Annotated in this window: 9 protein-coding genes and 3 pseudogenes; 3 read left to right on the top strand and 9 right to left on the bottom strand. The window is 67.5% G+C overall.

Annotated elements, in window-relative coordinates; translation table 11 throughout:
• Positions 1-83: 83 nt before the first annotated feature.
• Both OP79_RS47925 and OP79_RS47920 read right to left on the bottom strand, forming a co-directional pair.
• The gene (locus OP79_RS47925) at positions 84-464 is read right to left on the bottom strand and encodes a hypothetical protein (RefSeq protein ID WP_033329527.1); all 381 of its coding nucleotides are present in this window, start codon (positions 462-464) and stop codon (positions 84-86) included.
• Positions 465-1003: 539 nt separating this feature from the next.
• A complete protein-coding gene (locus OP79_RS47920) occupies positions 1004-1864 on the bottom strand; it encodes a phosphotransferase (RefSeq protein ID WP_033329531.1) in 861 nt (286 codons plus the stop codon).
• Positions 1865-2006: 142 nt separating this feature from the next.
• Between OP79_RS47920 and OP79_RS47915 the strand changes: the two genes are divergently transcribed.
• Positions 2007-3032: a hypothetical protein gene (locus OP79_RS47915; RefSeq protein ID WP_033329526.1), complete on the top strand. Its 1026-nt coding sequence runs from the start codon at positions 2007-2009 to the stop codon at positions 3030-3032.
• Between the two features lie 180 nt (positions 3033-3212).
• Positions 3213-4403: pseudogene (locus tag OP79_RS50195) on the top strand (DNA polymerase III subunit alpha); the annotation flags it as partial.
• A 151-nt stretch (positions 4404-4554) separates the two neighbouring features.
• Here the strand turns inward: OP79_RS50195 and OP79_RS50190 are convergent.
• From OP79_RS50190 to OP79_RS47885, 6 genes and pseudogenes are all read right to left on the bottom strand, one after another.
• On the bottom strand, positions 4555-4785 hold the full coding sequence (locus OP79_RS50190) for a helix-turn-helix domain-containing protein (RefSeq protein WP_037973923.1): 231 nt from the start codon (positions 4783-4785) through the stop codon (positions 4555-4557).
• A 397-nt stretch (positions 4786-5182) separates the two neighbouring features.
• A complete protein-coding gene (locus OP79_RS47905) occupies positions 5183-5968 on the bottom strand; it encodes a carbohydrate ABC transporter permease (protein ID WP_051745854.1) in 786 nt (261 codons plus the stop codon).
• 28 nt (positions 5969-5996) lie between these two features.
• A pseudogene (locus OP79_RS57825) lies at positions 5997-6407 on the bottom strand (carbohydrate ABC transporter permease); the annotation flags it as partial.
• Between the two features lie 334 nt (positions 6408-6741).
• Positions 6742-8094, bottom strand: coding sequence for an ABC transporter substrate-binding protein (locus OP79_RS47895; RefSeq protein WP_033329524.1), 1353 nt, complete (start codon positions 8092-8094; stop codon positions 6742-6744).
• Positions 8095-8185: 91 nt separating this feature from the next.
• Positions 8186-9673, bottom strand: coding sequence for a glycoside hydrolase family 32 protein (locus OP79_RS47890; protein ID WP_033329523.1), 1488 nt, complete (start codon positions 9671-9673; stop codon positions 8186-8188).
• A 594-nt stretch (positions 9674-10267) separates the two neighbouring features.
• A complete protein-coding gene (locus tag OP79_RS47885; protein ID WP_211271018.1) occupies positions 10268-11311 on the bottom strand; it encodes a LacI family DNA-binding transcriptional regulator in 1044 nt (347 codons plus the stop codon).
• A 231-nt stretch (positions 11312-11542) separates the two neighbouring features.
• Here OP79_RS47885 and OP79_RS47880 point away from each other — a divergent pair, with 231 nt between their 5' ends.
• Complete coding sequence (locus OP79_RS47880; protein WP_157857528.1) at positions 11543-12460, top strand: hypothetical protein; 918 nt, start codon at positions 11543-11545, stop codon at positions 12458-12460.
• 70 nt (positions 12461-12530) lie between these two features.
• On the opposite strand, the pseudogene OP79_RS47875 reads toward OP79_RS47880, so the two are convergent.
• Positions 12531-13257, bottom strand: a pseudogene (locus OP79_RS47875) (IS5 family transposase); the annotation flags it as partial.

Genomic DNA, 13257 nt, shown 5'->3' with positions numbered 1-13257 from the left:
GCGCGTCGGTCAGTTCGTGTCGCCGCACCATAAGACGCGCCTGCCCGGCCCCAGCACTGATCCACCCACCCCAACAAGAGCCATCAGAAGCGCCCTAGGTGCCTATAGCCGCGCAGCCAGATGTACTTTCTCGGCAAGAAGACCGACCTCTCGGCGAACCGGTTGATGTGGGTGACCAAATCCCGCCACTCGTCCAGAGTGGCGAAACGGTGTCCGCCGGAGAAGAACAGATATGGCGTCCGGCTGCTGCTGCACCCCAGATCGAACGACGCGCTGGTGTAGCCGTCGACGGCGCCCACCTCGAAGTGATAAACCCTGCCGCCGTCTTCCCGCCGAGGCCTGGGCAGATCAGACTCCAGGCCCTGTCGCATCCACTGGTCCACGTCGAACGGCAGCGGCCCCATGAAGCGTCGCATCCGCAGTTCGCGCCCGACTGCCCGCAAGAGGTCGACCTTGCTCGCCATGGGCAACAGTTTGCAGCAAGCAGCCGGCGGCAGCCCGGGCCGCATGAAAATCCGCAAGGCAAGTTTGGCGCGATGGGTCGACGCCCCACCCTGGACAGTCCGCCCTGTCCCGAGGCTGGCTGGCTATCGGGCGGCCCCGCACCTGTGGCGACCGCGCAACCGGCCACGTTCGCGTGTACCTGGCTGGGGAGGAAACCCCGTTCCCCGACACCATGCCGCGCCGCCACGACCAGCCGGCCGCGTCCAACGGCTCTGCCACAGGCTGACGGCCCGGAGATCACCAACAGCATCCAAGAAGTGGATCAGAGCCACTTCTGGTGGCCGCTGTCAGTCGGCTGTCCTGTCCGTCAGCAAGGTTCCCTGAAAGCCATGTTGATTGAGAACACCGAGGGTCGGCGTTCTCAATCAACGTGGCACCCCACCAGGTCAGCGGCTCGCCATCTGACAGATGCACTTCGACAGGACACGCGCATGGGGTTGTAACGGCGACAGTCTCGTCGCTTGGTTCCTTGCCGCTTTCACGTGACCTTCGGCGATTTCTACAGACCATCCAGTCGCCTGGTCACTGTGTCGAGTGTCGGCCAAGGAGGACCCTCGCGCAGCAAGCGCAGGAATTCCTCTCCGAAACGCCTCCCATTCGGAAACTGGTCGCCAAGCTCCCAACGCCACGAGGCGACCATCGCGATAACGAGCTGCCGGCACTCGTCCAGCAGCCCTTGGTCAACGCTTGGGTAGTGCTCGCAGACCGCCTCGGGAACATGGGCGAGATCGAACTCAACGGGTCCACGGCAGCACGTCTCAAGGTCGATGAACAACGGGCCGTTCCTCGTGCTGAGCACATTGCCTGGATGCGGCTCGCCGTGGAGCAGCTGCTCCACGGCGCCGCGGTCGTCGATCGCTCGTCGCAGGCTTGCCAGCCTGCCGCTGAGGAACACGCGGTCCGCGTCGGCGAGTTCCGGCGAGCGATCCGGGTCGGCGACAACTTCTTCCGCCGCCGTGATCCGGTCCGTGAACCTCGGGCTCGGCACATCGACCTTGCGCATGCCGACGTGCAGCTGCTCCAGCGCCTTGGCGCAGTCGACTGGTGAGGTGTGAGGTGTCACGGGCTCGTAGTAGGTCCACAGCGTCACTGCGAAGCCATCGCGCGTGTACACACGCGGGTCCGCCCGAGGCTCCAAGGGACACACCGGGCATCCGACCTCGGCGAGCCGCTGAGCGAGCTCGACTTCGAACTGTGCAACCTCTTGTCCCACAGGGGCGACCCGGGCAAGGACGTCGCATGGCGTCAGCCGCAGTGCCAGCTTGTTCGAGTTGTGGAGAACGATTGCGTCGTTAGCTGGCAGGTCGAGCGATGCGGCGACCGAAGTCGCAGCCGCGATCGCACGCGTGACGTCGGTCATCTCCACCCTCGAATCTTGGCATAGATGAGCGAGGACGATGCCAACCAGCGGCCAGGTGCCAACTATCTCGCCCAGTCACAGACGCCTTCGCCGGCCAGCCGGGCGAACTCGCCTGTCAGAGGCGATTGGCAAGATTGCGGCCATGAATGTCACTCCTGTCACTCCGCCACGACCGATCGACGTTGCCGCGGTCTTTCCCCAACTGGCTCCGCTGGCCCGCACGGCGACCCGCCTGCACCCCCGCCCTGGGGCGCCGACGTGGCACGACAGCTCGATCGGCGGGCCGTTGCTGTGGTCCGCTGAGGAGCCGTGGCCGCACTGCGAGGAACCGCATGTGGTGGATGGCATCAACCCAGCCCAGTCCCCGGCGGATCTGCGGCTGGAACGACGGATCTTCGCCGCCTCGCACGGCCGGGACCTGACTTCGGAGGAACGGGAGACTCTCGAGCGAATCCGACCCCCTCGGACGTATCCGGTGAGGCTGGCGGTCCAGGCGTACGACGGCCCCATAGCGATGCTGCCCGTCGCGCAGCTGTACGTAAGGGATGTGCCCGATCTGAGCCCGCCGGAGGGCAAGGACCTGCTGCAGGTTCTGTGGTGCCCCTTCGATCATCCGATCATGCCCAGGACCCTGCTCTTCTGGCGTTCGGCAGCCGCCGTCACCGACATTCTCGACACGCCCCCCGAGCCGCCCGCAGTGCAGTTCGACGGCTATCTACCGGAACCGTGTGTGCTCGAACCGGAGCAGATCACCGAGTACCCCGACCATCTGGAGCTGAGCGAAGAACTGCGGGCGCAGCTCAAGCAGTGGAGTGTGCCGCAGGCGGCAGAGGAAGACATGGACCCGGACACGTACTACGACTGTGTACTGTCCAACGCACCCGGCTGGAAGGTCGGCGGCTGGCCCGCTTGGAACTCCACCGACCCCAGCCCGCAGCCCTGCTCCGAGTGCGGCACCGGCATGGAGGTCCTGATGACCGTCGCCACGTTCGAGGAAGGGGACGACGCCGGGAACAGCTGGTCTCCGCACCCCCACCCAGGTGCTGGACCGTACCCCGGCCACCGCGGCTACAACGCGACCGGGGTCCAGATAGGCAGCGGCTACCGGCAGCACCTGTTCGTCTGCCCGGCGGAGCCCGAGCATCCGCACATCGAGTTGATGACGTAGCCCGTCCGCAGTGTGCAGCCAGGGCGTCACGGTGCGGGCATGCCGTGACGCCGGGTGGCCGCGAGGCTCAGGGTGCCTACTTGCGGCCCGACATCCGAGAAGGAAGCAGGCCATCCCTGACACGACCGCGACGCATCGCCCCAGGTTGAGCGCGTCCCGGTGAGCTCGCCGGTCGGTAAAGAGCGGTTCCTCAGTGAGCGCCGTACGTCGTTGCCGGACATCGACCTGGACGTGGAGTCCGGGCGGCGTCTGGAGGTGTACGACGCGATCATCAAGCGGTTCGGACGGGAGCGGACGGCGGTCACCGGCATGCCCGAGACCTATCGGGCGCGGTCCGCCCTTCGGGACAGTGGACTTGCCCTCGGGATTCCGCCCCAGGTCGTGGGCGAGATCGCCAAGAGCTTCCCGCACATCCGCGCCGCACTCGCGGAGCTGCCGGAGCTGCGGCAACTTGCCGCACAGGCCGACAAGTTCGGACCGCTGTGGGAGCTCGCCGAGGGCCTGGACGCGCTGCCCGCGGCCTACGCCATGCACCCCTGCGGGGTGATCCTTTCCGATGCGTCCCTCCTGAACAGACTGCCGGTGCAGCCGACTCCCGCCGGGTACGCGATGGTGCAGGCTGACAAGGACGACATCGAACTCGAAGGCTACGGCCTGCTGAAATTGGACGTCTTGGGTGTCCGGATGCAGAGTGCGATGGCGCACGCGGTCGCGGAGATCCGTCGTGCAACCGGCCGGGTCCTCGATCTCGACAACGCTGATCACGTCGACCTGAACGACCGGCTGGCCTTCGAACTCATCCAGGCCTCCGACGTCGTGGGTTCATTTCAACTCGAGTCACCTGGCCAGCAAGATCTTTTGGGGCGGCTGCAGCCCCGGCACATGCAGGACGTCATCGCCGACATCAGCCTCTTCAGGCCCGGCCCCGTCAGCGGGGGCATGCCCGCGATCTTCATCGCGGCACGGCACGGCGCCGCACCGAAGTACGCGCACCCGGACCTGGAACCGATCCTGTCCGATACGTACGGCGTGGTGATCTGGCATGAGCAGGCCATCGCGATCCTGTCGAAGCTGACGGGCTGCGATCGCGCGGCGGGTGACGTTGCCCGCCGCGCCCTCGCCGACCCCGACCGCCTGCCCAAGGTGGAGGCGTGGTTCCGCCGTACGGCCGGCGAGCGCGGCTACAACAAGGACGTGCTGGACGAGGTGTGGGAGACCGTCGCCCGTTCGGTGCGTACGGCTTCTGCAGGGCGCACGCCGTCGCCTTCGCCGTGCCCGCCCTGCAGTCCGCGGTCCGCGGTCCTCAAGGCCCGGTACCCGGCCTTCTTGTACGCCGGACTTCTTGAGCACGACCCGGGGATGTGGCCTAAATTGTGTCAGCAGACACCGTGTCCCACGCAGGTCGTGTCGCTTTACACGAGGCCGAAGCCCTTCGTATGTCGCATTGCGGCGATCCATCGTGACCCGGCCCGGGCGGGAGGCCCCGCCCCTACATCGGCGTCTGTCAGCCGGGGAGGTTTGGTCACAGATCGTTGTGCGGGGAACAGAGTCGGCCCTGCTGGGAGAGTCTTCGCCATTGGCTCGGGGTGGTGCCGTAGGTCTGGCGGAAGTGGCGGGAGAAAAAGGTGGGGTTGGTGAAGCCCCCGCTGCGGGCGACGGCGTCGATCGTGCGGTGCGAATGTCCGAGGGCTGCGAGGTCGCTGCGGGCGCCCTCGAGCCGGCGGCGGATGATCCACTTTTCAAGGCCGCCCACGCCGTCGAGCTGTGCCGCCTACTGCTGCCGGTGACCGCCATTCCCGTCCACTACGAGGGATGGCACCACTTCCGTGAAGGCCGCGATGCCATCGAGGTGCGATGGAGTGGCCTGTGTCCAGAACGATTTCTGGCGCAGATACGTCGGCCAGCTGAAACGTTGTCACCGAACGTGCGGCAGCGGGCTGGGGCGGAGTGAGGGGCAGGCGGTCATCCACCCAGCCGGCCGTGCCCGCAGACCCGGCGAAGTCGGCGTACGCCACCTCGGCGAGCAGCGAGTGCAACTCGCCGAGGAAATTGCGTGATTCCGGCGTCGCCGGCAGATGGAAGGTGATCTCGGACAGGCGGTCCATGGGTTCGACCGCAGCCGGTTCATGCCCTTTCTGAGCTTGGGGAGTTCAGCCTTTGACGGCGGAGCTGGCGACGCCCTGGACGAACCACCGCTGGAAGAACGCGAAGATGATCAGCACCGGCAGGACCAGCAGCACGCCGAAGGCGAGAATCTGGCCCCACTCTGGGGGCTGTTGCCCCTGGAAGACGCTCATCTGCAGGGGCAGGGGGCGTACCGAGGGGTCGGAGACCATCAGGACCGGCCAGAGGAAGGACCCCCACTGGGTGAGGAAGGTCAGGATCGCCACCGACGCGAACACCGGCTTGCTCATGGGAACGATGATCGCGAAGAAGGTGCGCCAGGGTCCGGCGCCGTCGATGCGGGCGGCTTCCTCGATGCTCGGCGGGATTGAGCGGAAGAAGGTGGCGAACTGGTAGATGGAGAAGGCTTGGGCGATGAAGGGGATGGCCTGGATGTAGATGGTGTTGCGCTGGTTGTTGAACAGGTAGAACAGCGGCACGGCCACCGCTTCGAACGGCACGAGCATCAGGAGCAGAACGAGGGTGAAGACGGTGTTCCGCCCACGCCACTTCAGCCGGGAAAGACCGTAGGCGGCCATGGAGTTGACGATCAGTCCGCCGAACACCACGACGGTGGCCAGGAGCAGTGAGATGCCCATGAAGCGCCAGAAGTAGCCGGTGGAGTCGGAGTCGAAGCTGTTGAGTACGGCTGTGTAGTTGTCGAACGACAGGTGCGTGGGCAGGAAGCCGGTCAGGCCGTTCAGCACCTCGTCGGAGGGCTTGAAGCTGCCCAGGATGAGATAGAGGGCCGCGGATGCCGGGCAGGGTGACATGGCGGAACTGCTGCCAGCGGGAGGCGCGGTCGAGCTCGGCGGCCTCGTAGAGCTCACCCGGGATGCTCTGGAGACCGGCGAGCAGGATGACCATCTGGAAGCCGACGCCCTGCCAGACGGACAGCACGATGACCGAGGCCATGGCGGTGACCGAGTCGCCGAGCCAGTCGAAGGCACCCCAGTTGCCGAAACTCACCGCATCCAGCGCGGAGTTGAGCAGGCCATCGCCACTGCGGGTGAGGATCAGCCGCCAGATAACCGCGACCAGGGCCATGGGGAAGACGACCGGCATGAAGAACAGGGACCGGAACAGGCCGATCGCCTTGAGCTTGCGGTTGAGCAGGATCGCGAGGCCGAGTGCGAGAGTCGTCTGCAGGGGTACGACGACCACGGCGAAGGTCAGGTTGTTCAGCAGGGCCCGCAGGAACGGGCCGGACATGTCGGGGTCGGTGAACAGCCGCCGGTACTGCTCGATCCCGAACCAGGTCGGTTCCAGCGGTGAGCCGAGGCGCACGTTGTAGAAGGAGAGCACGACCGCGTAGACGAACGGGACGCCGACGAAAGCGATGAGGCCGACGAGGGCGGGTGCGGACATCAGCAGCCCGTGCAGCCCGTCGCGATTCTTGCGCGCCGGCCGCCCGGACCTGGGTTTGCGGGCGGGTGGCCCCAGGTGTCGGCCGGAGGGCGCGGCCGTGGGTTCGACTGTTTTCACGGGTGGTCCTTTCCCGGCGGGGCGGACAGCATCGCGGCTGCCCGCCCCGGCCGACGCGGTCTTACGGGATCTGGTAGCCGGCGTTGTCGGAGAAGTCCTGGTCGATGGCGCGGGCGGCCTTGTCCAGGGCGGTCTTCGGGTCGGCGCCGCCGTAGACGGAGTTCAGGGCCGTGCTGAACTTGGCGGTGACCGTGGGGTATCCGGCGGTGACCGGGCGGGTGACGGCGATGCAGGACTTGTCGATGTTGCTGTCGCCGCAGGGCTTGGCGAGCTGGTCGGAGAACAGCTGGAGCGGGCCGCCCTGCTTGTACAGCTCGCTCTTGGCGAGCACGGACTTGGTGGCGGGCGGGGCGCCGTTGGCCGTCGTCATCGCGGCGACGTTCTCGTCGTTCAGGAGAGTGTCCAGGAACGTGCCGGCGGCCTTGCCGTTCTTGGTGTTGGCGCCGATGCCCCAGGCCCAGGAGCCCTGCCCGGTCTTGGGGCCGTTGCCGAAGTCGGGCAGCGGCATGACGACGAGGTCGTCACCGAGGACCTCGCTGTAGGTGGGGTACATCCAGTGGCCGACCCAGCTCAGGGCGGCCCGGCCCTTGGCGAAGGCGTTGCCGTCCGCATTGGGGTCGGTGTACGTCTTCCAGGACTGGAAGGTCTTCAGTGCCTTGGCCACCTCGGGGGTGTCGAGGACGCCTTCGGCCTTGCCGTTCTTCAGCAGTGAGCCGCCGGCCGACCAGACGATGGGGGCGAAGCCGTAGGTACCCCACTCGTTGGCGTAACTGCCGCCCTCCTGAAGGTCCAGGCTCTTGCCGTCGGAGTCCTCGGCGGCGAGCTTCTTCACGGCTGCGGTGAACTCGGCAGCGGTCCAGGCGTCGTCCACGCTGGTCGGGTACGTGATCCCGGCCGCGTCCAGCAGCTTCTTGTTGCCGTAGATCCCGAGCCCGGAGTCGAACATGCCCAGGCCGTAGTGCTTGCCGCCGATCTCGCCCTGCGCCTTGATGGCGTCCGTGGCATTCGCCATGGTCTTGCTGGAGGCGTAGTCGTCGATCGGGGCGAGCTTCTTGTTGTAGACGAAGTTCGCCATCGTCGGGCCGTCAAACTCCATCACGTCCGGCAGTTTGGAGGCGTCGGTGGCGGTGATGGTCTTGGTGTAGTCGGCGTCGGGGATCAGCGTCAGCTTGACCTTGATCTTGTCCTGCGAGGAGTTGAACGACTTCACCGCGTTCTGCACGGCGGTGACCTCTCCCTTCGTACCTTGGTGGGCCCAGACGGTGATCGTGCCTGTGCCGCTGCCCTGCTCGGCAGAGGTGTCGGTGGTGCCGCCTCCGCCGCAGGCTGCCAGCGCCGCCAGGGGCAGGATGAGGGCCAGGGCGGTGCAGGCTGTCCGGCGGGGTGTTCTGCTTCCGGGGTTTCCGACGTTCATGGCTGGTGCCTCCGGGTGTGGTGCGGGTGAGGGTTGGACGTGTGGTCTGCCTTGGGGGGTGGGGTACGGGGGTGGGGGTCTGGGTGCGCTGTCATACGGACCGCTCTTCCGGCTCTCCGGCGCTCTCCGTGCCGTTTGTGCTCGGCGCCTTGATCACGAGGGGCCGCAGCTCCCAGGCGTCGATGGCGTAGCCGAGGCTCGCGTCCGGCGCGCTGTGGGCCTGCAGCCGCCACGCCTCGTCGCCCGTCGGGTAGAAGCGCAGGGTGAGGACCTGGCCGGTGGTGGTCAGGAAGATCTCGGCGATGGAGCGGTCGACGATCACACGCAGGTCGACTGGCTGATCGTCGGGGCAGGACATCCGGTACGAGCCGCCGCGCGCCCGGGTGTCCAGCGAGGCGTGGTCGCGGTCGACGACCAGTTCGCCGGCGGCCACATCGAGACGGATGTCGAGGTACTCGGAGCCGTCCCGGGTGGTGAGCAGCCGCAGACCGGCGCTTCCGGTCGGCTCCAGTCGGGCCGTCAGATCGAAGGCGCGGCCGACGCCGCCGAGTTCCACCGGCTTGGGGCCGTGCGTCTCGCCTGCGGCGTGGACGCTGTGCTCGCCGCGCAGCGCGAGCAGTTCGGCGACGGGCTGCTGCCGCAGGGTGCCATCGCTGCCGATGGAGATCTCGCGGGGCAGGGTGAGCACGCCTGCCCATCCGTCCGCGGCGGCCCAGGCTTCGTCGCGGGCTTCCCCGGACCAGCCCCACAGCAGCCATCGGCCGCCCGGTCCGCGCAGCAGCGCGGGCGCGTAGCAGTCCGGGCCATGGTCGACGAGGACTGGTGGGCCGGACTCGAGGACATTGCCGCGTTCCTCACCGATCAGGGCTGCGACGCACTGTGGGCCGTCGCCTTCGTTCCAGGCGCTGAGGATGAGGGCACCGGGCCGTCCGGACTGCGCCGGGAGGTACTGGGGACATTCCCAGCCCGCGCCGGTGTGCAGTTCGGTGCCGCCGACGGGCTCCGGCTCGCGGGCGTCGAAGGGGCCCAGGTAGGTCCAGGTGTCCAGGTCGGCTGACTCGTACAGCAGGGCCGCGCCGCGTCCGTCGGCGAGGGCGGCGCCGACCAGCATCCGCCAGCCGTCTCCGTCTCGCCAGACGTACGGGTCCCGGTACATCGTGCAGCCGTCGGGATACTCAGGGATGAGCAGTTCCCCGTGCGGGCGGAAGGTCCGGCCGCCGTCGCGGGAGGTGGCACTGGTGACCGGCTGGTGCTGGGGCGAGCGGTCCTGGCGGTTCGCGGAGTAGAAGGCGACCAGCCGGTCGCCGTCGGAGACGGCGTTGCCGGAGAAGCAGCCGTCGGCGTCCACGCCCCCGGGGGTCGGGGACAGGGCGATCGGCAGCGGCTCCCAGGTCAGCAGATCAGGGCTGCGGAAGTGGCCCCAGTGCACGTTCGTGTGTGTCGCGCCGTAGGGGTTGTACTGGTAGCAGACGTGGTACTGGCCGTCGTGGAAGACCAGCCCGTTCGGGTCGTTGATCCAGTTGCGGGGCGGGCGCAGGTGCGCGACGGGACGGTACGGATCGAGGGGTGCGGTGGACACACACGTGCCTTTCGGTGGGACAGAGGGCGTGCGGGATCGGTCACCGGCAGGGCGCCGGCCACGATTCCCTCGACGAATGCGAAGAAGTCGGCTTCCAGCAGGGCTGGGTGGACGTCGGCGGAGTACGCCTGGACTCGGCCGCGTACCGCTTGACGTATGCGTTCGGCGGCACGGCCAGGCTTTCGACCGCGAACAGCCACAGGCAGCCGCAGACTCCGAGCGGCGACGGAAGCGATGCCCGACGCGTTGCCGGCGGCCGTCTACGCGAGCGGCCTGGTGAAGAGGGCGTTCCAGCCCGTGTCTGTGATGCCGGTGAACTTCACCTTCACGCCCGGGCGGGCTGCCGCGAACATCGCGGCCGCCTCGGACGGCTTACCAGGACAACACGCCCACGCTCGCTCGCACGGCGGAGGCAGCTGAGACGGCGGAGATGTCGGAGATCGCGCCGGATATCAGCAGGTCATGGCGGTTCGACGACTCATTAAGAATGCTCGGGGACATGCGTGTACCCTCACTGTGTTCCAAGTACAGACAGGACCGACGACCGGTTGCGACGGTCGCCTGTCGTAGTGCAAATGCTTCGCCGTCCCGGGTTCAGAGCCGGGGCGGCGAAGCGACCGATGCCCGTACCACCAGCGGGCAAGACAACATCTCCTGCGTATCCGGGCCCGGTAGCCGGCCCGGCGTCTTTGTGAGCGAGAGCAGCTGGGCCAACGCCCGTGCCCCCATCTCGTAGTGCGGCAGCTGAACCGTGGTCAGCGCGGGGTAGAGGGTCTCGGCGACCAGCACCTCGTTGTCGAACCCCACGACCGACAGGTCGCCGGGAATGGACAGTCCCAGCTCGGCAGCAGCCCGGTAAGCACCTGCGGCCATCCGGTCGTTGAAGCAGAACAGCGCCGTCGGACGCTGATCCGCCGTCAGGAGGCGCCGCGCGGCGCGGTAGCCGGAGACCACGTCGTTGGGCACGTCCGGCTCGGCGGCGACCAAGGAGGGGTCGTAGTCGACACCGACCTCGGCCAACGCCTTGCGGTAGCCCTCGATCCGGCCGTGCAGAGCGGGGATGTCGGCCGTTCCCACGGTCATGCCGATCCTGCGGTGCCCACGCTCGGTCAGCTCCCGCGCCGCTGTGTAGCCGCCCTCGACCTCGTCGGGCACCACGGAGGGGACGGCGGGGTCGTCGCAGCGCGCGTCCAGCAACACGGTGGGGGTCGACCGCAGGCTCTTGGGCAGATCCACGACCCGGTGGTACATGGCCGCATACAGCACGCCGTCCACCTGCCGCTGGAGCAGCATCTCGATGCTCGCGCGCTCCAGCTCGGCATCGCCGCCGGTGTTGACCAGCAAGAGCACCAGGCCCTCGGCCGCGGCGGCCTCCTGGGCGCCCAGGATCAGCCGACCCGAGTGGGGGGTGGTGGCGATCTCGTCACCGACGAAGCCAATGGTCCGCGACCGCTGTGTCCTCAGCGCCTGGGCCAGGCCGTTCGGCGCGTACCCCAGCTCCTCGGCCGTCCGCAGCACGCGCTGCCGTGTCTCCGGGCTGATCCGCTTGCCCTCGACCCGGTTGAGAACGTGCGACACCGTCGCGGTGGACACACCTGCCGCAGCAGCCACGTCCTTGATTCCGATCCGGCGCACCATAGCTTCCGTCCATACTGGTAGATACTGGTCTGCCTAAACGTTTAATCAGCCATGTGCAGATGAGAGTGCCGTCAGCCAAAGCCCCTGTCAATGGCTCGTTACGAACTCGTGGCCGCGGCATGTCCCCACAGGTGCCCCGCCGTCAGCGTCCGCGCCGGCTACGCATCGATCAGGCCCCTTGGGCAAAGCCCGGCACCATGAGTCGGGAGGCAGTCCTCGACGAGGCCGCTCATGGCAGAGACCACACCTCGCGGCATCCGCAGCAGGGGAGCTGCGGAGTGGACAGAAGGTGCAGGAAAGGGAAGGGCTGCAACCCTCGTCGCTGCCAGACCGTTCTACTGGAATATGCATACGATCATGAACGGTGCCGGAATGATCAGTCGGCAGATGGTCCGGTTCGCGTGGTTACGGGCGCGCTGCCGCGCGTTCACGGTGGCTCTGTTGGGTCAAACTGCGGTGATGACCGGCATACGGGAGCGTCAGCGCGCAGCCGTCGTTGTCCGATGTGTGCTGGCCGCTGTCCTGGTCTTGGTGGCCGCCCTCATGGGCGTGCGACCGGCCACGGCAGCGGAGAACGGCTCTCGTGACGCCACTCCCTCCGGGGCGGCAGACACGGACGTGGCGGTACGCAGTACAGCCGATATCGAGGCGCTCGGCGCATCGCTGCGCGGCGATGTCGGCAGCAGCCACCGCATCCGCATCGGCTACCGCAACAACGGCCCCGCCGAGACGGTGATCCGGACCGTGTTCATCGCCCCGCCGGGCACCAAGGTGACTCGATGGCCTTACAACCCCGAAGCCAAGGAGCAGGAGATCGACCAGCCCTGCGGGACGAACGACCACGGCCGCAGCTACTTCTGCGCCGAGTGGGCTTCAGCCGGCCAAGACCGCTTCTACGAGTTCACGTTGCGCATCACAAGCAAGGACAGCCGTTCCGGCCGCGTGGCCGTCTCTTCGATGAACACCGGGTACGCGCCGGACGCCCCCCGTGTCAGGGACCCTGAGCGGGGCAACAACACGGTTCCCGTCCAGATAGCGGAGAACGATGGCGTCAGCGGCTGGGCTGTCGGTGCCGGAACCGCGGCCGTGGCCGGTGCGGTGCTGCTCGTTGTCAGGTATCGGCGCAGGAAAGCATCTGTTTCTGGCTGAACACCAGCGCCCTGGTGGGGCGTTTTGAACGTGAGCCGCGCCCTCCTCTAGGGCGCGTATCGGGTCGTGATCAATGGGTGGTCTGGGTGAGGTCTCTGATCCAGATCATTGAGGCACGCAGGTGGAGGCCTGCGAGGTAGCTGTCCGGGGTTTTGTCGTATCGGGTGGTGATGCCTCGCCAGGCCTTCAGCTTGTTGATCAGGCGCTCGACGGTGTTCCGCTCCTTGTAGAGGTCGGCGTCGTGGCTGATGGGGCGGCCGCCCCTGGAGCCCTTCTTCTTCCGGTTGGCGGCCTGGTCCTTCTTCTCCGGGATGACCGCCTTGATACGGCGTCTGCGCAGGTGGGCGCGGTTGCCGCGGGACGAGTAGGCCTTGTCCCCGGCGACCGCGTCCGGGCGGGTGCGGGGGCGGCCGACGGGCCCGCGGACCCGGACCTTCCTCAGCACGGGGATGAACTGTGGGCTGTCCGCGGCCTGCCCCGTGGTCAGGATGATCGCCAGCGGGCGGCACTTGCGGTCGGCAGCGAGGTGGACCTTGCTGGTCTGTCCACCCCTGGACCGTCCGAGGCGAGCGGCCCTCAACCTCAGCTTTCGTCGACGCCGGATGCGTCTTCGTTCTTCTCGCGCGGGATCGGTCTCCGCGTCCCGCCCGCTTTGTTCTTCGGAGCTGCCCCCTTTGACCTGGCCTTCTCCTCCTCGGCAGTGGCCTTCTCCAGGGCGTCGATGACGTCCTTGCCCAGGTGCATCCCAGCAGCGTCGTGGTGAGCGCGCGCGGTGGTGGAGTCGATGCTGACCAGGG

Origin of the sequence: Streptomyces yerevanensis (assembly GCF_000716805.1) — a bacterium.
Classification (GTDB): domain Bacteria; phylum Actinomycetota; class Actinomycetes; order Streptomycetales; family Streptomycetaceae; genus Streptomyces; species Streptomyces flaveus.
Note: the sequence above shows the minus strand (reverse complement) of the source record. Positions and strands in the feature narration are given on the sequence as shown.

What these genes read in the sequence shown, in the direction of transcription:
- OP79_RS47925 (WP_033329527.1), bottom strand. Translation starts at nt 464, where the DNA reads ATGGCGAGCAAGGTCGACCTCTTGCGGGCAGTCGGGCGCGAACTGCGG.
- OP79_RS47880 (WP_157857528.1), top strand. Translation starts at nt 11,543, where the DNA reads ATGGCAGAGACCACACCTCGCGGCATCCGCAGCAGGGGAGCTGCGGAG.
- OP79_RS47905 (WP_051745854.1), bottom strand. Translation starts at nt 5,968, where the DNA reads ATGTCACCCTGCCCGGCATCCGCGGCCCTCTATCTCATCCTGGGCAGC.
- OP79_RS47895 (WP_033329524.1), bottom strand. Translation starts at nt 8,094, where the DNA reads ATGAACGTCGGAAACCCCGGAAGCAGAACACCCCGCCGGACAGCCTGC.
- OP79_RS47920 (WP_033329531.1), bottom strand. Translation starts at nt 1,864, where the DNA reads ATGACCGACGTCACGCGTGCGATCGCGGCTGCGACTTCGGTCGCCGCA.
- OP79_RS47915 (WP_033329526.1), top strand. Translation starts at nt 2,007, where the DNA reads ATGAATGTCACTCCTGTCACTCCGCCACGACCGATCGACGTTGCCGCG.
- OP79_RS47885 (WP_211271018.1), bottom strand. Translation starts at nt 11,311, where the DNA reads ATGGTGCGCCGGATCGGAATCAAGGACGTGGCTGCTGCGGCAGGTGTG.